Annotated in this window: 15 protein-coding genes; 1 reads left to right on the top strand and 14 read right to left on the bottom strand. The window is 72.0% G+C overall.

Translation table 11 applies throughout. From position 1 onward, the window contains the following. Positions 1 to 56: 56 nt before the first annotated feature. The gene (fmt, locus tag ABZX30_RS09415; protein ID WP_355930885.1) at positions 57 to 989 is read right to left on the bottom strand and encodes a methionyl-tRNA formyltransferase; all 933 of its coding nucleotides are present in this window, start codon (positions 987 to 989) and stop codon (positions 57 to 59) included. 289 nt (positions 990 to 1,278) lie between these two features. Between fmt and ABZX30_RS09410 the strand changes: the two genes are divergently transcribed. After that, the gene (locus tag ABZX30_RS09410; protein ID WP_355930883.1) at positions 1,279 to 1,821 is read left to right on the top strand and encodes a hypothetical protein; all 543 of its coding nucleotides are present in this window, start codon (positions 1,279 to 1,281) and stop codon (positions 1,819 to 1,821) included. Between the two features lie 93 nt (positions 1,822 to 1,914). On the opposite strand, the gene ABZX30_RS09405 is transcribed toward ABZX30_RS09410, so the two are convergent. From ABZX30_RS09405 to ABZX30_RS09345, 13 genes are all read right to left on the bottom strand, one after another. Then, positions 1,915 to 4,074 (bottom strand): primosomal protein N', encoded by a 2,160-nt coding sequence (locus tag ABZX30_RS09405; protein ID WP_355930880.1) that lies wholly within the window; start codon positions 4,072 to 4,074, stop codon positions 1,915 to 1,917. 117 nt (positions 4,075 to 4,191) lie between these two features. Beyond that, the gene (gene metK, locus ABZX30_RS09400) at positions 4,192 to 5,400 is read right to left on the bottom strand and encodes a methionine adenosyltransferase (protein ID WP_355930878.1); all 1,209 of its coding nucleotides are present in this window, start codon (positions 5,398 to 5,400) and stop codon (positions 4,192 to 4,194) included. A 273-nt stretch (positions 5,401 to 5,673) separates the two neighbouring features. Further along, on the bottom strand, positions 5,674 to 6,876 hold the full coding sequence (gene coaBC / locus ABZX30_RS09395; protein WP_355930877.1) for a bifunctional phosphopantothenoylcysteine decarboxylase/phosphopantothenate--cysteine ligase CoaBC: 1,203 nt from the start codon (positions 6,874 to 6,876) through the stop codon (positions 5,674 to 5,676). Positions 6,877 to 6,998: 122 nt separating this feature from the next. Beyond that, positions 6,999 to 7,271, bottom strand: a complete 273-nt coding sequence (rpoZ, locus tag ABZX30_RS09390; protein WP_005319902.1) for a DNA-directed RNA polymerase subunit omega — start codon at positions 7,269 to 7,271, stop codon at positions 6,999 to 7,001. 51 nt (positions 7,272 to 7,322) lie between these two features. Next, the gene (gmk, locus tag ABZX30_RS09385; protein WP_355930874.1) at positions 7,323 to 7,916 is read right to left on the bottom strand and encodes a guanylate kinase; all 594 of its coding nucleotides are present in this window, start codon (positions 7,914 to 7,916) and stop codon (positions 7,323 to 7,325) included. Positions 7,917 to 7,976: 60 nt separating this feature from the next. Continuing rightward, positions 7,977 to 8,300, bottom strand: a complete 324-nt coding sequence (locus tag ABZX30_RS09380) for an integration host factor (RefSeq protein ID WP_003977346.1) — start codon at positions 8,298 to 8,300, stop codon at positions 7,977 to 7,979. A gap of 311 nt (positions 8,301 to 8,611) precedes the next feature. After that, on the bottom strand, positions 8,612 to 9,457 hold the full coding sequence (pyrF, locus tag ABZX30_RS09375; RefSeq protein WP_355930872.1) for an orotidine-5'-phosphate decarboxylase: 846 nt from the start codon (positions 9,455 to 9,457) through the stop codon (positions 8,612 to 8,614). Next, the gene (locus ABZX30_RS09370; RefSeq protein WP_355930869.1) at positions 9,454 to 10,560 is read right to left on the bottom strand and encodes a quinone-dependent dihydroorotate dehydrogenase; all 1,107 of its coding nucleotides are present in this window, start codon (positions 10,558 to 10,560) and stop codon (positions 9,454 to 9,456) included. The genes pyrF and ABZX30_RS09370 overlap by 4 nt, the downstream gene beginning before the upstream one ends. Positions 10,561 to 10,627: 67 nt before the next feature. Then, the gene (gene carB, locus ABZX30_RS09365) at positions 10,628 to 13,936 is read right to left on the bottom strand and encodes a carbamoyl-phosphate synthase large subunit (RefSeq protein ID WP_355930867.1); all 3,309 of its coding nucleotides are present in this window, start codon (positions 13,934 to 13,936) and stop codon (positions 10,628 to 10,630) included. Continuing rightward, positions 13,929 to 15,086 (bottom strand): glutamine-hydrolyzing carbamoyl-phosphate synthase small subunit, encoded by a 1,158-nt coding sequence (gene carA, locus ABZX30_RS09360; protein WP_355930866.1) that lies wholly within the window; start codon positions 15,084 to 15,086, stop codon positions 13,929 to 13,931. Before carA ends, carB begins: the two co-directional genes overlap by 8 nt. Further along, positions 15,083 to 15,676 (bottom strand): hypothetical protein, encoded by a 594-nt coding sequence (locus ABZX30_RS09355; RefSeq protein ID WP_355930863.1) that lies wholly within the window; start codon positions 15,674 to 15,676, stop codon positions 15,083 to 15,085. The genes carA and ABZX30_RS09355 overlap by 4 nt, the downstream gene beginning before the upstream one ends. Next, positions 15,673 to 16,959: a dihydroorotase gene (locus tag ABZX30_RS09350; protein ID WP_355930860.1), complete on the bottom strand. Its 1,287-nt coding sequence runs from the start codon at positions 16,957 to 16,959 to the stop codon at positions 15,673 to 15,675. The genes ABZX30_RS09355 and ABZX30_RS09350 overlap by 4 nt, the downstream gene beginning before the upstream one ends. Positions 16,960 to 16,989: 30 nt before the next feature. Next, complete coding sequence (locus ABZX30_RS09345; protein ID WP_355930857.1) at positions 16,990 to 17,973, bottom strand: aspartate carbamoyltransferase catalytic subunit; 984 nt, start codon at positions 17,971 to 17,973, stop codon at positions 16,990 to 16,992. Positions 17,974 to 18,053: the final 80 nt, after the last annotated feature.

Here is an 18,053-nt window from a genome sequence, read left to right as displayed (position 1 = left end):
GGGGTGCGGTGTCCAGCCTACGTCCGGCCGGCACCCGCGCGGACGGGCCGGGCGCCTCAGCCGCCCAGCACCTCCGCGTCCGCGATGCGCACGCCGCGCGCCCAGTCCGCCGCGCGCATCGGCTTCTTGCCCTGGGCCTGCACCCACAGCAGCTCGACGGCGTACGAACCGGTGCCGGCGTGCACGCTGTTCTTGCCGACCGCCAGCCGCCCCGGGGCGAGATCCGTCCGCTCCGGCACGGGCGCGACCTGGATGAGCTTGAGCCGCTCGCCGCGGAACGTGGTCCACGCGCCGGGCGCCGGGGTGCAGCCGCGCACGACCCGGTCCACGCGGAGGGCGGGGGCCGCCCAGTCGACCTGCGCGTCCTCGACGGTGATCTTGGGGGCGACGGTGATCCCCTCGGCGGGCTGCGGTACGGCCTTCAGCGTGCCGTCCTCGATGCCGTCCATGGTGGCCGCCAGCAGTCCGGCGCCCGCGAACGCCAGCCGGGTGAGCAGGTCACCGCTGGTGTCGGTGGGCCGGACCTCCTCGGTGACCGTCCCGTAGACCGGGCCCGAGTCCAGCCCCTCCTCGATGAGGAAGGTGGAGGCTCCGGTGATCTCGTCCCCCGCCATGACGGCGTGCTGCACGGGGGCCGCCCCGCGCCAGGCGGGCAGCAGCGAGAAGTGCAGGTTGACCCAGCCGTGCGCGGGAATGTCGAGGGCCGCCCTGGGCAGCAGGGCGCCGTAGGCGACGACGGGGCAGCAGTCGGGCGCGATCTGCCTGAGCCGCTCCAGGAACTCCGGGTCCCGCGGCCGGCCCGGCTTCAGCGCCTCGATCCCGGCCTCCGCAGCGCGTTCGGCCACGGGGGAGGCGACCAGCCGGCGTCCCCGTCCGGCCGGCGCGTCGGGGCGCGTGACGACGGCGGCCACCTCGTGCCGCCCGGAGGCGAGAAGAGCGTCCAGGGCGGGAACGGCGACCTCGGGTGTACCGGCGAAGACGAGCTTCATGGGTGGCGACGGGCCTCTCGGACGGTGATCGACGGGCAACGCACAAGTCTATGCCGTGCCCGAGCCGCGCACGGAAAGCCGCCGGCGGCTCCCGGCCCGCACGGCGGACCCGGGCCTCCCGGCGGCCGGAGACGGGTGGTGCGCGGGGGGCGGCACGGCGTACGGCCGAGCCCACACGCCCCCACCCCGTTACCAGCGGAGCGCACACGCGTTGGTCAAGACAGAGTTGACCACATCGGGCCGCCGTCGCGGCCCAATTCCTTTCAACGCCGGTTCGAGAGGCTTGTTCATGGCCGACCACGCAACCCACGACGCCCAGGCCCGGGCCAGCCTGCACTTGCTGGTGCGGGACATCGAGCGGGTCCGCCGGCAGGTGGACGCGCTGCGCACGCTCACCGCCCAGCTGGGCAACGTCTACCGCCCACGCCGCTCCGGCCCCTCCACGGGCTTCGTCGTCTACGGACGCGCCCCCGCCCCGACCGTCCGGCTCGCCCAGGAACTCCGGGACAGCGTCGAAACCCTGGTCACGGCCGCCGTGGACTTCGACCGCTCACTCGGATTCTCCTGGGACGCGGTGGGCTCCGCGCTCGGTGTCACCAAGCAGGCGGTCCACCGCCGTTACGGCGCCCGCCGCGCCGCGGCCCAGGCCGCCGCGGACGCCGAACGCTCGACGGAGCCGTCGGGCACCCGCACGATCAGCGCGGACTCCGCTCTCCCCACGGTGCCGATGGTCCCGGCGGCCCGTTCGATGCCGACCCAGCCGACCGCGGGCAGCCCGACGCTCCGCGACGAGGCCAGGACGACGGCCTTCCCCGGACCGCGCAACGGCTGACGCCCGGCGCCGGTTCGCCGGACCCTGCCCTCCCGGCACACGCATCCGGGAGGGCGGCCGCATGCCGGGTCCCTCTCACCCGCGGCCGCCCCCTCACCCGATGTCCGGCGGATCGATCCGCACCCGTACCGGTGCCTCCCCGCTCCCCCGTGCCATCCGCGCGGCCTGCGCCGCCTTCAGCGCGGACGCGAGAGCGGCTCCACTGCCCGGCGGCACGCGGACCAGCGCGCGCTCCCAGTGCTCCCCGACCGGCGGTGCCCCCGGCCGCCGGGGTCGCCCGGGAAGGCCGTCCGGCATCGGGACGGGCCCCAACACCTCGGCGTCCGGCGGCAGTTCGACCGTACCGAGGAACTCCGCGACGGCCTGGGCCGTCCCCGTCACGGCCGCCATCCGCGACACCGGCGGGAATCCCAGCTCGGCCCGCTCCGCCAGTTCCCGGACCGCGTGCCCGACGGGATCCCAGCGCACCAGCGCCTGCACGGGCCGCAGCGTGGGCTCGGCGACGACGACCACGGTCCCGCCCTCCCCCTGCGGCCGCACCAGCGCGGCGGCCCCGATCCAGCGCCGCAGGGCATCCTCACCGGCGCGCAGGTCGGGCCGGCCGAGCATGGCCCAGCCGTCCAGCAGCAGGGCCGCCGCGTAGCCGCCCTCGGCGACCGGCTCGGCCCCCGGGGTGCTCACCACCAGCGCGGGCGCGGCCGGCACCGTGTCCAGCACGTGCTCACGGCCCGAGGTCCGCACGGGCACGGCGGGAAAGGCCCGGCCCAGTTCCTCCGCGGTCCGCCGCGCCCCGACCACCTGGGCGCGCAGCCGGAAGCCGCCGCACTCCGGACAGTGCCAGGCGGCCTCCTCGCGTCCGCACCAGTCGCAGCGCAGAGCCCCGGCCTCCTGCCCCTCGAGCGGCCCGGAGCAGTGCCGGCAGCGCGCGGGCGCCCGGCAGCGCGCACAGGCCATGCGCGGTACATATCCCCGCCGGGGCACCTGCACCAGGACCGGCCCGTGCCTGAGTCCCTCCCGGACGGCCTGCCAGGCGAGCGTCGGCAGCCGGGCGGCGCGGGCGGCCTCGTCGCGCGCCAGCTCGCCGTCCCCCACGGTGCGCACCAGGGGCGCGGTCCGCCGTACCTGCTCGCGCCCCGCGACCAGGGGACGGGCCCAGCCGCTCTCCACGAGCTGCGCCCCTTCCACGGTGCAGCCCCAACCGCCCAGCAGGAAGCCGCACTTGTCCAGCGCCGCACGCAGCAGCAGCACGTCACGGGCATGTGGCTGCGGGGCGTGCTGCTCGCTGTGACTGCCGTCCCCGTCGTCCCAGACGGCGACGAGCCCCAGATCCCGCACCGGCGCGAACATCGCGGCCCGCGTCCCGACCACGGCCCGCACCGACCCCCGTCGGACGGCGAGCCACTGCGCGTACCGCTTCTCGGGCCCCGCGTCGGCGGTGAGCAGCGCGTGCCGGCCCTCGCCGAGCAGTGCGGTCAGCGCGGCGTCGACCCGGGCGGCGGCCCGCCCGTCCGGGACGACGACGAGTGCGCCGCGCCCCGAGGCGAGCGTCGCGGCGACGGCTCGGGCCAGCTCCTCGCTCCAGCCGGGTCCGGGCAGCGCGTTCCACACGGCGCGCGGCGCGGCCCCGGCGGCCAGTGACCGGACGAAGGCGGCCCCACGCTCGTACCTGGCCCACGACCCCGCGTCGGGCACCGGAGGCGGCGGCAGCGGTGCGGGCGACGGCCGCTGTTCGGCCCGCGCGCTGCGCGGTGGCACGGCCAGCTGGAGCACGTCGGCGAGGCTGCCCGCGTACCGGTCGGCGACCGCCCGCGCGAGTCCCAGCAGTTCCTCGCTCAGCACGGGTTCGGGCGAGACGACCTGGGCCAGCGCCGCCAGCGGCCCGGAGTAGTCCGACTCGGCCCGCCGCTCGACGAGGAACCCGTCGATGAGTCCCCCGCCCTCACGGCGTCCTTCCCGCACCCGGCCCCGCCCGGCCCCGAACCGCACCCGCACCCGCACCCCGGGCCGCGCCTGCTCGTCCAGTTCCTCGGGCACGGCGTAGTCGAAGTACCGGTCGAGATGGAGCACACCCTTGTCGACCAGCACCCGCGCCACCGGTAGCTCCTTGGCCAGCGCGGCCCCCCGCCAGGTCCTCGGCTTGGCCCGTGGCGCCTTCGCCCTGCCCTGCCGGACACCCTCCCGGATGAGCGCGAGCTGCTCCGCCGCCGGGGCCCCTTCGGTCCCGCCGCCCCCCTGCCCGTTCTCGCTGCTCACGCTTGCATTCTTACCAAACTCCACTGACAACCGGCGCGGGCCGTGATCGTCCCCGTGACACGCCGGGGCCCGGCCTCCCGAAGGGAAGCCGGGCCCCGGCGGGGAACCGTGATGGATCTACAGGCCCACGGCCTCGCGCAGCGCGTCCACGCGGTCCGTCCGCTCCCAGGTGAAGTCGGGGAGCTCACGACCGAAGTGGCCGTACGCCGCGGTCTGGGCGTAGATCGGGCGGAGCAGGTCGAGGTCGCGGATGATGGCGGCCGGGCGCAGGTCGAAGACCTCGTCGATCGCCTTCTCGATCTTCTCCGTCTCGACCTTGTGGGTGCCGAAGGTCTCGACGAACAGGCCGACCGGCTCGGCCTTGCCGATGGCGTAGGCCACCTGGACCTCGCAGCGGGAGGCCAGGCCGGCGGCGACGACGTTCTTCGCGACCCAGCGCATCGCGTACGCCGCCGAGCGGTCCACCTTGGACGGGTCCTTGCCGGAGAAGGCGCCGCCGCCGTGGCGGGCCATGCCGCCGTAGGTGTCGATGATGATCTTGCGGCCGGTCAGGCCGGCGTCGCCCATGGGACCGCCGATCTCGAAGCGGCCGGTGGGGTTGACCAGCAGGCGGTAGCCCTCGGTGTCGAGCTTGATGCCCTCGTCGAGGAGCGCCTTCAGCTCGGGCTCGACGACGAACTCGCGGATGTCGGGCGCGAGCAGCGACTCCAGGTCGATGTCGCTCGCGTGCTGCGAGGAGACGACGACCGTGTCGAGGCGGACGGCCTTGTCACCGTCGTACTCGATGGTGACCTGCGTCTTGCCGTCCGGGCGCAGGTAGGGGATGGTGCCGTTCTTGCGGACGTCCGACAGGCGCTTCGACAGACGGTGCGCCAGGAAGATCGGCAGCGGCATCAGGGTGGGCGTCTCGTCGGACGCGTAGCCGAACATCAGCCCCTGGTCGCCGGCGCCCTGCTTGTCGAGTTCGTCGTCGTCGCCCTCGACCCGGGTCTCGTACGCGGTGTCCACGCCCTGGGCGATGTCCGGGGACTGCGCGCCGATCGAGACGGAGACGCCGCAGGAGGCGCCGTCGAAGCCCTTCTTCGAGGAGTCGTAACCGATCTCGAGGATCTTGTTGCGGACCAGGGTCGCGATGTCCGCGTAGGTCTTGGTGGTGACCTCGCCGGCCACGTGCACCAGACCGGTCGTGATCAGCGTCTCCACGGCGACCCGGGACGTCGGGTCCTCACGCAGGAGCGCGTCGAGAATGGTGTCGCTGATCTGGTCAGCGATCTTGTCGGGGTGACCTTCGGTCACGGACTCCGAAGTGAACAGGCGACGGGACACAACGCTCCCTGGGGTTGCAGCGGCTGCTGGCTGATCATTGTCGGACGACGCGGGGAGCTGCGCCCGGCATCGTCCGGGAACAGTTTATCGGTCGCCCTCCGCCGACGGACCACCTGTCTCGCCTCTCGGGCGCCCTGTGACCTGCGGCACGGGCATTGTGCCCAATGCGCGGCGGCCTTGGCCAGGGCCGCCACGCGACAATGTCGTCCTGGATGTCGTCCTGGATGTCGTCCTCGGCGATGCCGCCGAACGGCTGGCACGAGGCCCGCGGCGTCAGCCCAGCCGCCCCTTCACGAGGTCCCAGACAATGTCGGCGAGGGCCTCCTTGGGGCCGTGCGGGACGGGCGTCTCGCTGCCGTCGGCACCCAGTACGACCGCCTCGTTCTCCTCGGAGCCGAAGGTCTTGCGCTCACCCACCTCGTTCACCACGAGGAAGTCACAGCCCTTGCGCACCAGCTTCTTCCGGCCGTTGGCGAGGACGTCGTCCGTCTCGGCGGCGAAGCCGACGACCACCTGTCCGGGCCGGAGCCGTTCGGCCGATATCTCCGCCAGGACGTCCGGATTGCGCACGAGAGCAACCGGCTCCGGGTCCTGGTCGTCCTTCTTCTTGATCTTCCCGGCCGCGTAGGCCGCGGGACGGAAGTCGGCCACGGCGGCCGCCATGACCACGGCGTCGGCGTCGGCGGCCGCCTTCAGCACCGCCTCCCGCAGCTGCAGCGCCGTGCCCACGGGCACGACGTCCACACCCGCCGGGTCCGGCAGCCCGGTGTTGGCCGCGACCAGTGTCACCCGTGCGCCCCGCGCCGCGGCCGTGCGGGCGAGGGCGTAGCCCTGTTTGCCGGAGGAGCGGTTGCCCAGGAAGCGGACCGGGTCGAGGGGCTCGCGGGTGCCGCCGGCGCTGACGACGACGTGCCGGCCGGCGAGGTCCGGCTCCCTCACTCCCCGGGCGAGGACCCGGCGGCAGACCTCGAAGATCTCGGCGGGGTCGGGCAGCCGTCCCTTGCCGGTGTCGACACCGGTCAGGCGGCCGACCGCCGGTTCGATGACGACGGCGCCCCGGCGGCGCAGCGTCGCCACGTTCTCCTGCGTCGCCGCGTGCTCCCACATCTCGGTGTGCATGGCGGGGGCGAAGACGACCGGGCAGCGCGCGGTGAGCAGCGTATTGGTCAGCAGGTCGTCGGCGAGGCCGTGGGCGGCCTTGGCGAGCATGTCGGCGGTGGCGGGGGCGACGACCACCAGGTCGGCGTGCTGGCCGATGCGGACGTGCGGCACCTCGTGGACGTCGTCCCAGACCTCGGTGGAGACGGGGTTGCCGGAGAGGGCGGACCAGGTGGCGGCGCCGACGAAGTGCAGCGCGGAGGCCGTGGGGACCACGCGGACGTCGTGCCCGGACTCGGTCAGCCTGCGCAGCAGCTCGCACGCCTTGTAGGCGGCGATGCCGCCGCTGACACCCAGAACGACCTTCGGCTTGTCCACCGTCTCTCCCCGGCTAGGCACCCTACGCGACCATCACACACCACAGGCCCGGCAGTCGGCCTGCCGGGCCTGTGGAAAAGCCATCTGCATGATGCAGGTACTACTGCTCGTACCGCCTGCTGCTACTGCGCCGGGCCCTCGATGGCCTCGGAGGTCAGCAGACCCGCGTTGATCTCGCGCAGGGCGATGGAGAGCGGCTTCTCGTGGACGTGGGTGTCCACCAGCGGACCGACGTACTCGAGGAGGCCCTCGCCGAGCTGCGAGTAGTACGCGTTGATCTGGCGGGCCCGCTTGGCCGCGTAGATCACGAGGCTGTACTTCGAGTCGGTGGCCTCGAGGAGCTCGTCGATCGGCGGGTTGATGATGCCCTCGGGCGCGGTGATGGAAGAGGACACGCTCTACCTTCCGATGGATGGGAAAGAATCAGTCGAGGGTGATCTACACGATCACACGACGTCCATCAAGGCTAGCAGCTCGCGCGCCACGTCCTCGACGGAGGTGTTGACCAGGGTCTCGTCGAACTCCGGCTCGGCCGCCAGCTCGACCCTGGCCGCGTCCAGGCGCCGCTCGATCACCTCGGGCGGCTCGGTGCCCCGGCCGGTGAGCCTGCGCACGAGCTCCTCCCAGGAGGGAGGGGCCAGGAACACCAGTTGCGCCTCGGGCATGGACTCCCGGACCTGCCGGGCGCCCTGGAGGTCGATCTCCAGGAGAACCGGCACCTTGGCCTCCAGGTGCTCCAGCACGGCCTGGCGGGGCGTGCCGTAGCGGTTGCCGGCGAACTCGGCCCACTCCAGCAGCTCACCGTTGGCGATCAGCTTGTCCATCTCGTCGTCCGTGACGAAGAAGTAGTGGACCCCGTTCTTCTCACCCGGGCGCGGCTTGCGGGTGGTCGCCGACACCGAGAGCCAGACCTCGGGGTGTTCCTTGCGCATATGAGCGACGACCGTGCTCTTGCCGACCCCGGAGGGGCCGGAGAGCACGGTCAGCCGCGGACGTACGTCCGGGGGCTCGGGGGTCGTCCCCCGGAATGTTGCAGCCATGCAGCGATTATTCCAGCAATCCCGGGTCGCCCGGGACGCCGGTCCCGGACTGCCCGGCGCTCAGGAGCCGGTGCTCCCGAACTCGCGCTCCAGGGAGGCGATCTGGTTGGAACCGAGGCCACGCACGCGGCGGCTCTCGGAGATCCCGAGTCGCTCCATGATCTGCTTGGCGCGGACCTTGCCCACGCCCGGGAGGGACTCGAGCAGGGCGGAGACCTTCATCTTGCCGATGACGTCGTTCTCCTGGCCCTGCTTGATGACCTCGTGAAGAGAGGCGCCGGAGTGCTTGAGTCGATTCTTGACCTCGGCCCGCTCCCGGCGAGCCGCGGCGGCCTTTTCGAGCGCGGCTGCGCGCTGTTCAGGGGTAAGGGGCGGAAGAGCCACGCCTACGTCACCTCGGATGTCGAACTGTCGGATACGGACCGGTGAGGAACCTAGTCGCCCCACACCTGGGGAGCCACGAGCAACACGCTTGCCCGCTGTCCCCCACCGCTTGGAAAGCGCGGGAGGGGCTCCCACTGCTCGGAGACTAGCGGTCAAGTCCGCCAGAGTCAGCGAGAACAGCGGAAAAGTCCTGGTCAGCCTCCGCCAGGCCAGACATTTCAGACATAATGCCCTCGATTTGAGGATGTCTTCACACTCAAGTCGTCCCGCGGCTCTCGGCCGGAGCACTCGTCGGAGGACCGGGCCCCCGGTCAGGCACCCGCCACGGCGGCCCGGATCTCCTGCGCGAACCGGTCCGCGGCCGCGCGCAGCGCCCCGGCCTCGGGACCGTGACGGAGAACACCCCGGCTGACGTTCGGCACGACGTTGCGCACCGCCGCCCCGAACACCCGCGGGAGATCGGCCGGCGTCGCCCCCTGGGCCCCTACGCCCGGCGCGAGGAGCGGGCCGTTGATGTCGAGGTCGTACGACGACAGGTCGCCCAGCGTGGCGCCCACGACCGCGCCGAAGGACCCCAGCGGCTCCTCCCCCGCGTTCTCCGCCGCCAGGTGGGCCAGCATCGTCGCGGCGACGTCGCGTCCGTCGGCGCGGACGGCGTGCTGCACCTCGTGCCCCTCGGGGTTGGAGGTGAGCGCCAGCACGAACAGGCCGGTGCCGCTCTCCCGCGCCATTGCCACGGCCGGGCTCAGGGAGCCGTAGCCGAGGTAGGGCGAGACGGTCAGGGCGTCCGAGAACAGCGGGGCGTCCTCGTGCAGGAACGCCTCGGCGTACCCGGCCATGGTCGAGCCGATGTCGCCGCGCTTGGCGTCCATCACGACCAGGGCGCCGGCCGCGCGCGCCTGGCGCACCGACGCCTCCAGGACGGCGATGCCGCGCGAGCCGAAGCGCTCGAAGAAGGCGCTCTGCGGCTTCAGTACGGCGACCCGGTCGGCCACCGCCTCCACGACCGTGCGGCTGAACCGCTCCAGGCCCGCGACGTCGTCGTTCAGGCCCCACTCGGCGAGCAGGGAGGCGTGCGGGTCGATCCCGACGCACAGCGGGCCGCGCTCGTCCATGGCACGGCGCAGGCGTGCGCCGAAGGGCTCGTGAGACGTCATGCGGGCTTCCTCACGTCGGCGCCGACCGCGTCGGCGAGGGTGGCGTACGGGCTGGAGCGCAGGCGTGCCGCCAGCCCCTTGTGGATCGCGCGGCCCCAGAAAGGCCCCTCGTAGACGAAGGCGCTGTAGCCCTGCACCAGCGTGGCTCCGGCCAGGATGCGCTGCCAGGCGTCCTCGGCGTTCTCGATGCCGCCGACGCCGACCAGGGTGATGCGGTCGCCCACGCGCGTGTAGAGGCGGCGCAGCACCTCCAGGGAGCGCGCCTTCAACGGCGCGCCGGACAGCCCGCCGGCCTCCTTCACCAGCGAGGGTTCCGAGGTCAGACCGAGCCCCTCGCGCGCGATGGTGGTGTTCGTGGCGATGATCCCGTCGAGCCGGAGCTCGACGGCCAGGTCGGCGACCGCGTCGACGTCCTCGTCGGCGAGATCCGGTGCGATCTTCACCAGCAGCGGCACACGGCGCCCCGGCACGACCCGGTCGGCGGCCTCGCGCACGGCGCTGAGCAGCGGCCGCAGTGCCTCGGTGGCCTGCAGGTTGCGCAGGCCCGGCGTGTTCGGGGAGGAGACGTTGACGACCAGGTAGTCCGCGTACGGGGCGAGCCGCTCGGCCGACTTCACGTAGTCGCCGACCGCCTCCGTCTCCGGGACCACTTTGGTCTTGCCGATGTTCACGCCCACCACCGTCCTGAAGACGGGTTCCCGGGTGGCGAGGCGCGCGGCGACCGCCAGCGAGCCGTCGTTGTTGAAGCCCATGCGGTTGATCAGCGCGCGGTCCGCGACAAGCCGGAACAGCCGCTTCTTGGGGTTGCCGGGCTGGGGCTCACCGGTGACGGTCCCGATCTCGACGTGGTCGAAACCGAGCATGGCCATGCCGTCGATGGCGACCGCGTTCTTGTCGAAGCCGGCGGCGAGACCGAAAGGGCCGTGCATGCGCAGCCCGAAGGCCTCGGTGCGCAGTTCCCTGTGGCGGGGCGCGAGGGCCGCGGCGACGAAGGTGCGCAGCACCGGGATGCGGACGGCCAGCCGGATCCAACGGAAGGCCAGGTGGTGGGCCTTCTCGGCGTCCATCCGTTTGAAAACCAGACGGAAGAAGAGCTTGTACATGTCCAGATGTCCTCGTGAAGCCTCATGACGAGGGGGACACCGTTTCCGGTGTCCCCCTCGTCGGCTGCTAGTCGCGGGCCGCGGTCAGGTGTTCCGCGTGTTCCTGCAGCGATCGGACGCCCACCCCGCCGTGGTTCAGGGCGTCGATGCCCTGGACCGCCGCGGCGAGCGCCTGGACCGTCGTCAGGCAGGGCACGGACCGGGCCACGGCCGCCGTACGGATCTCGTAGCCGTCGAGGCGGCCGCCGGTGCCGTACGGGGTGTTGACGATGAGGTCGACCTCGCCGTCGTGGATGAGCTGGACGATGGTCCGCTCGCCGTTCGGGCCGGTGCCCTCGGACTGCTTGCGCACGACCGTGGCGTTGATGCCGTTGCGCTTGAGGACCTCGGCCGTGCCGGAGGTGGCGAGCAGCTCGAAGCCGTGGGCGACCAGCTCCCGCGCCGGGAAGATCATCGAGCGCTTGTCGCGGTTGGCGACCGAGATGAAGGCGCGGCCCTTGGTGGGCAGCGGGCCGTACGCCCCGGCCTGCGACTTGGCGTACGCGGTGCCGAAGACGGAGTCGATGCCCATGACCTCGCCGGTGGAACGCATCTCCGGGCCGAGGACCGTGTCGACGCCCCGGCCCTGGATGTCGCGGAAGCGGGACCACGGCATGACCGCCTCCTTGACGGAGATCGGCGCGTCCAGGGGCAGCTCGCCGCCGTCGCCCTGCCGGGGCAGCAGTCCTTCCGCGCGCAGCTCGGCGACGGTCGCGCCCAGCGAGATCCGGGCGGCGGCCTTGGCCAGCGGCACCGCGGTCGCCTTCGAGGTGAAGGGGACGGTACGGGAGGCGCGCGGGTTGGCCTCCAGGACGTAGAGGATGTCGCCCGCCATCGCGAACTGGATGTTGATCAGGCCGCGGACGCCCACCCCGCGCGCGATGGCCTCGGTGGAGGCGCGCAGCCGCTTGATGTCGAAGCCGCCCAGCGTGATCGGGGGCAGGGCGCACGCCGAGTCGCCGGAGTGGATGCCGGCCTCCTCGATGTGCTCCATGACACCGCCGAGGTAGAGCTCCTCGCCGTCGTACAGGGCGTCGACGTCGATCTCGATGGCGTCGTCGAGGAAGCGGTCGACCAGCACCGGCCGGGAGGGGCTGATCTCGGTCGACTCGGCGATGTAGGTGGCCAGCCGGGTCTCGTCGTAGACGATCTCCATGCCGCGCCCGCCGAGCACGTAACTGGGCCGGACCAGGACCGGGTAGCCGATCTCGTCGGCGATGGCCTTGGCCTCGTCGAAGGTGGTGGCCGTGCCGTGCTTGGGGGCGGGCAGGCCGGCCTCCGCGAGGACCCGGCCGAAGGCACCGCGGTCCTCGGCGGCGTGGATGGCCTCCGGGGAGGTGCCCACGATCGGCACGCCGTTGTCCTTCAGCGCCTGGGACAGGCCCAGCGGGGTCTGTCCGCCCAGCTGCACGACGACGCCCGCGACCGGACCGGCCTGCTGCTCGGCGTGCACGATCTCCAGCACGTCCTCGAGCGTCAGCGGCTCGAAGTACAGGCGGTCGGAGGTGTCGTAGTCGGTGGAGACGGTCTCCGGGTTGCAGTTGACCATCACGGTCTCGTACCCGGCGTCGTGCAGTGCGAAGGAGGCGTGCACGCAGGAGTAGTCGAACTCGATGCCCTGGCCGATGCGGTTGGGGCCGGAGCCGAGGATGATGACGGCCGGCTTCTCCCGGGGCGCGACCTCGGTCTCCTCGTCGTAGGAGGAGTAGAAGTACGGCGTCCGCGCGGCGAACTCGGCGGCGCAGGTGTCCACGGTCTTGTAGACCGGGCGGACGCCGAGCGCGTGCCGGACCTCGCGCACGACGTCCTCGCGCAGCCCGCGGATCTCGCCGATCTGCTGGTCGGAGAAGCCGTGCCGCTTGGCCTCGGCGAGGAGCTCGGCGGTGATCTCCGGCGCCTCGGCCAGCTCGTCCGCGATCTCCTTCAGCAGGAAGAGCTGGTCGACGAACCACGGGTCGATCTTCGTGTACTCGAAGACCTCCTCGGGCGTGGCGCCCGCGCGGATGGCCTGCATGACGGTGTTGATGCGGCCGTCGGTGGGACGCACGGCCTGGGCCAGCAGGGCGGCCTTGTCACCGGTCTCGCCGACGAAGGTGAACTGGCTGCCCTTCTTCTCCAGCGAGCGCAGCGCCTTCTGGAAGGCCTCGGTGAAGTTGCGGCCGATGGCCATGGCCTCGCCGACCGACTTCATGGTGGTGGTCAGGGTGGGGTCGGCCTGCGGGAACTTCTCGAAGGCGAACCGCGGGGCCTTGACCACCACGTAGTCGAGGGTCGGCTCGAAGGAGGCCGGGGTCTCCTGCGTGATGTCGTTCGGGATCTCGTCGAGGGTGTAGCCGACGGCGAGCTTGGCGGCGATCTTGGCGATCGGGAAGCCGGTCGCCTTGGAGGCGAGGGCCGAGGAGCGGGACACCCGCGGGTTCATCTCGATGACGATGACGCGGCCGTCCTCGGGGTTCACCGCGAACTGGATGTTGCAGCCGCCGGTGTCGACCCCGACCTCGCGGATGATCGCGATGCCGACGTCGCGCAGGGTCTGGTACTCGCGGTCGGTCAGCGTCATCGCGGGCGCGACGGTGATCGAGTCGCCGGTGTGCACGCCCATCGGGTCGAAGTTCTCGATGGAGCAGACGACCACGACATTGTCGTGCTTGTCGCGCATCAGCTCCAGCTCGTACTCCTTCCAGCCGAGGATGGACTCCTCCAGGAGCACCTCGGTGGTCGGCGAGAGGGTGAGGCCCTGGCCGGCGATGCGGCGCAGCTCCTCCTCGTCGTGCGCGAAGCCGGAGCCGGCGCCGCCCATGGTGAAGGAGGGGCGGACGACGACCGGGTAGCCGCCGAGCGTCTCGACGCCGGCGAGGACGTCGTCCATGGAGTGGCAGATCACGGAGCGGGCGGACTCGCCGTGCCCGATCTTCTTGCGGACCTCCTCCACGACCTCCTTGAACAGGTCGCGGTCCTCGCCCTTGTGGATGGCCTCGACGTTGGCGCCGATCAGCTCGACGCCGTACTTGTCCAGGACGCCGTTCTCGTGCAGGGAGATGGCGGTGTTGAGCGCCGTCTGGCCGCCCAGGGTGGGCAGCAGGGCGTCCGGCCGCTCCTTGGCGATGATCTTCTCGACGAATTCCGGGGTGATCGGCTCGACGTACGTGGCGTCGGCGATCTCCGGGTCGGTCATGATCGTCGCCGGGTTGGAGTTGACGAGGACGACGCGCAGGCCTTCGGCCTTGAGCACGCGGCACGCCTGGGTGCCGGAGTAGTCGAACTCGGCGGCCTGGCCGATGACGATCGGGCCGGAGCCGATGACCAGGACGGACTGGATATCGGTGCGCTTAGGCACGCTGGCCCTCCATCAGGTAAACGAAGCGGTCGAACAGGTAGGCGGCGTCGTGCGGGCCGGCTGCCGCTTCGGGGTGGTACTGGACGCTGAAGGCCGGGCGGTCGAGGAGCTGCAGGCCCTCCACCACGTTGTCGTTGAGGCACACGTGGGAGACCTCGACACGGCCGTAGGGGGTCTCGGTCGCCTTCTCGAGCGGGGCGTCGACGGCGAAACCGTGGTTGTGCGCGGTGACCTCGACCTTGCCGGTCGTGCGGTCCTGCACGGGCTGGTTGATGCCGCGGTGGCCGTACTTCAGCTTGTAGGTGCCGAAGCCGAGGGCGCGGCCCAGGATCTGGTTGCCGAAGCAGATGCCGAAGAGCGGGGTGCCGCGCTCCAGGACGGACCGCATGACGGAGACCGGGTGGTCGGCGGTGGCCGGGTCGCCCGGGCCGTTGGAGAAGAACACGCCGTCGGGGTTCACCGCGTAGACGTCCTCGACGGTGGCCGTGGCCGGCAGCACGTGCACCTCGATGCCGCGCTCGGCCATGCGGTGCGGGGTCATGCCCTTGATGCCGAGGTCGACGGCCGCCACGGTGAACTTCTTCTCGCCGATCGCCGGGACGACGTACGTCTCCTTGGTGGCGACCTCGGCGGAGAGGTTCGCGCCCTCCATCTCGGGAGCCTGGCGCACCTCGGCGAGCATGGTGCCCTCGTCGGGCAGCGCGTTGCCGGAGAAGATGCCGACGCGCATGGCGCCGCGCTCGCGCAGGTGCCGTGTCAGCGCGCGGGTGTCGATGCCGGAGATGCCGACGACGCCCTGGTGGCGCAGCTCGTCGTCCAGGGAGCGGCGGGAGCGCCAGTTGGACGGCACGCGCGCAGGGTCGCGCACGACGTAACCGGCCACCCAGATGCGCCGGGACTCGGGGTCCTCGTCGTTGACGCCGGTGTTGCCGACGTGCGGGGCGGTCATCACCACGACCTGGCGGTGGTAGGAGGGGTCGGTGAGGGTCTCCTGGTAGCCGGTCATGCCGGTGGAGAACACGGCCTCGCCGAAGGTGGACCCCACGGCCCCGTAGGCGCGGCCGTGGAAGAACCGGCCGTCCTCCAGGACGAGTACGGCGGGAGCCGTCTTGTGCCTCTGGGAGGCGGTTCCCCTGGTGGAGGTCGTCATCGTTCGGCGCCTTCCGTGTCGGTTGTCTTGGTCTTGGAGTTGATGGCGTCGACCCACTCGTGGTGCTCGGCCGCACGGTCCGAGCGGAACCCCGAGTCGATCAGCCGGTCGCCGTGCTGCCAGGTGACGATCAGCAGTCCGCCCTCGGTGAGGACCTTGCCGGCGATGCCCTTGTCGAGCCGGGCCTCCCGCAGCGCGGCGGCGGGGACGAAGAAGTCGGCCGCCCCGGGGCGTACGACGTCCAGTCCCGCGTCCGTCAGGGTGAGCTCGGCCCGGCTGCGGGTGCCCAGGCCGTGCGCCACGATGCGGTCCAGCCACTGACCGGCGGTGGTGGAGCCGTGGTAGCGGCCGGTCATGCTCAGTCTCGCCGGGCCGGGGTCGTCCGGCGCGGTGGGCAGCTCCGGGAGGTCGCCCTGGAGGGTGCCGCGCCACTTCCAGCCCTCGCGCATCAGCCAGTAGACGAGCGCGACGAAGAGGGCGAGTCCGACGAGCCAGCCGATGCGGGCGGTCCAATCGGTCACTTCGGCCGATTTCCTGTCGGCCGCCAGTCCGGTCGCGAGTCCGGCCGCGAGCCAAGTTGCAGGTGTCACGTGAGCTTCCCGTCGACGAGCGTGGCCTTGCCCCGCAGCCACGTGTGGGTGACACGGCCCGGCAGCTCACGTCCCTCGTAGGGGGTGTTCCGGCTGCGCGAGGCGAAGCCCGCGGGGTCCACCAGGCCACGGTAGGCCGTGTCGACGAGGGTGAGGTTGGCGGGCTCACCTGCCGAGACGGGACGTCCGTGGCCGTCGGCCTGTCCGATCCGTGCGGGCTTGACGGACATCCGGTCGGCGACGCCGGCCCAGTCCAGCAGGCCCGTGTCCACCATGGTCTCCTGGACCACCGACAACGCGGTCTCCAGGCCGACCATGCCCATGGCGGCCGCGGCCCACTCGCAGTCCTTGTCCTCGTGCGGGTGCGGGGCGTGGTCGGTGGCGACGATGTCGATCGTGCCGTCGGCGAGCGCCTCGCGCAGGGCCAGCACGTCGCGGTCGGTGCGCAGCGGCGGGTTGACCTTGTAGACCGGGTTGTAGGAGCGCACCATCTCCTCGGTGAGGAGCAGGTGGTGCGGGGTGACCTCGGCGGTGACCTGGATGCCGCGGGACTTGGCCCAGCGGACGATCTCGACGCTTCCGGCGGTCGACAGGTGGCAGATGTGGACGCGGGATCCGACGTGCTCGGCGAGCAGCACGTCCCGGGCGATGACCGACTCCTCGGCGACGGCCGGCCAGCCGCCCAGGCCCAGCTCGGCGGAGACGACGCCCTCGTTCATCTGGGCGCCCTCGGTGAGCCGGGGCTCCTGCGCGTGCTGGGCGACGACGCCGCCGAAGGCCTTCACGTACTCGAGCGCCCGGCGCATGATCACCGCGTCGTCCACGCACTTGCCGTCGTCGGAGAAGACGGTGACCCCGGCGGCCGAGTCGTGCATCGCGCCCAGCTCGGCGAGCTTCCTGCCCTCCAGGCCGACGGTGACGGCGCCGATGGGCTGCACGTCGCAGTAGCCGTGCTCCCGGCCGAGCCGGTAGACCTGCTCGACCACGCCGGCGGTGTCGGCGACCGGGAAGGTGTTGGCCATGGCGAACACGGCCGTGTACCCGCCGGAGGCGGCCGCGCGCGTGCCGGTGAGGACGGTCTCGGAGTCCTCGCGGCCCGGTTCGCGCAGATGGGTGTGCAGGTCGACCAGGCCCGGCAGCAGCACCTTGCCGCCGGCCTCCACGACCTCGGCGCCCTCGGCGCTCAGGCCGGCACCGACCTCGGCGATGACCTCGCCGTCGATCAGCACGTCCTGCGGCTCGCCGCCGAGCACCTTCGCACCACGGATCAGGATCTTGCTCATGTGTCGTGCTTCTCCTCGGGGGTGCGGGATTCAGGCGGGGGTGGTGGCGGGCGACGGGTGGGCCACGGCGGGTTCGTTGCCGCCGAGCAGCAGGTACAGGACGGCCATTCGGATGGAGACGCCGTTGGCGACCTGCTCGACGACGGTGCAGCGCCCGGAGTCGGCGACCTCCGCGGTGATCTCCATGCCGCGGACCATCGGGCCGGGGTGCATCACGATGGCGTGCTCGGGCATCCGTGCCATGCGGTCGCCGTCGAGGCCGTAGCGCCGCGAGTACTCGCGCTCGGTGGGGAAGAAGGCGGCGTTCATCCGCTCGCGCTGGACGCGGAGCATCATCACCGCGTCGGACTTCGGCAGCGTGCTGTCGAGGTCGTACGACACCTCGCACGGCCAGTTCCCGACGCCGACCGGCACCAGCGTGGGCGGGGCGACCAGGGTGACCTCGGCGCCGAGGGTGTGCAGCAGGTCGACGTTGGAGCGGGCGACCCGGCTGTGCAGGACGTCGCCGACGATGGTGATGCGCCTGCCGGACAGGTCCTGGCCGATCCCGGCGTCCCGGCCGACCAGCCGGCGGCGCATGGTGAAGGCGTCCAGCAGGGCCTGCGTGGGGTGCTGGTGGGTGCCGTCGCCGGCGTTGATGACGGCGGCGTCGATCCAGCCGGAGTTGGCCAGGCGGTAGGGGGCTCCGGAGGCGCCGTGGCGGATGACGACGGCGTCGACCCCCATGGCCTCCAGGGTCTGGGCGGTGTCCTTCAGGGACTCGCCCTTGGACACCGACGACCCCTTCGCGGAGAAGTTGATCACGTCTGCGGAGAGGCGCTTCTCGGCGGCCTCGAAGGAGATCCGGGTCCGGGTGGAGTCCTCGAAGAAGAGGTTGACGATCGTGCGGCCGCGCAGGGTCGGCAGCTTCTTGATGGGCCGGTCGGCGACCCGGGCCATCTCCTCGGCGGTGTCGAGGATCAGGACGGCGTCGTCGCGGGTGAGGTCGGCGGCCGAGATGAGATGACGCTGCATCTGTCAGGCTCCGTAAGGCAGTTCGTATTCGGGAGATTCCGGGCAGACAGGGGCACGGGGAAGGGACGTACGGCCGACGC

The sequence above is a fragment of the Streptomyces sp. NPDC004542 genome (genome assembly GCF_040610035.1).
Classification (GTDB): domain Bacteria; phylum Actinomycetota; class Actinomycetes; order Streptomycetales; family Streptomycetaceae; genus Streptomyces.
Note: the sequence above shows the minus strand (reverse complement) of the source record. Positions and strands in the feature narration are given on the sequence as shown.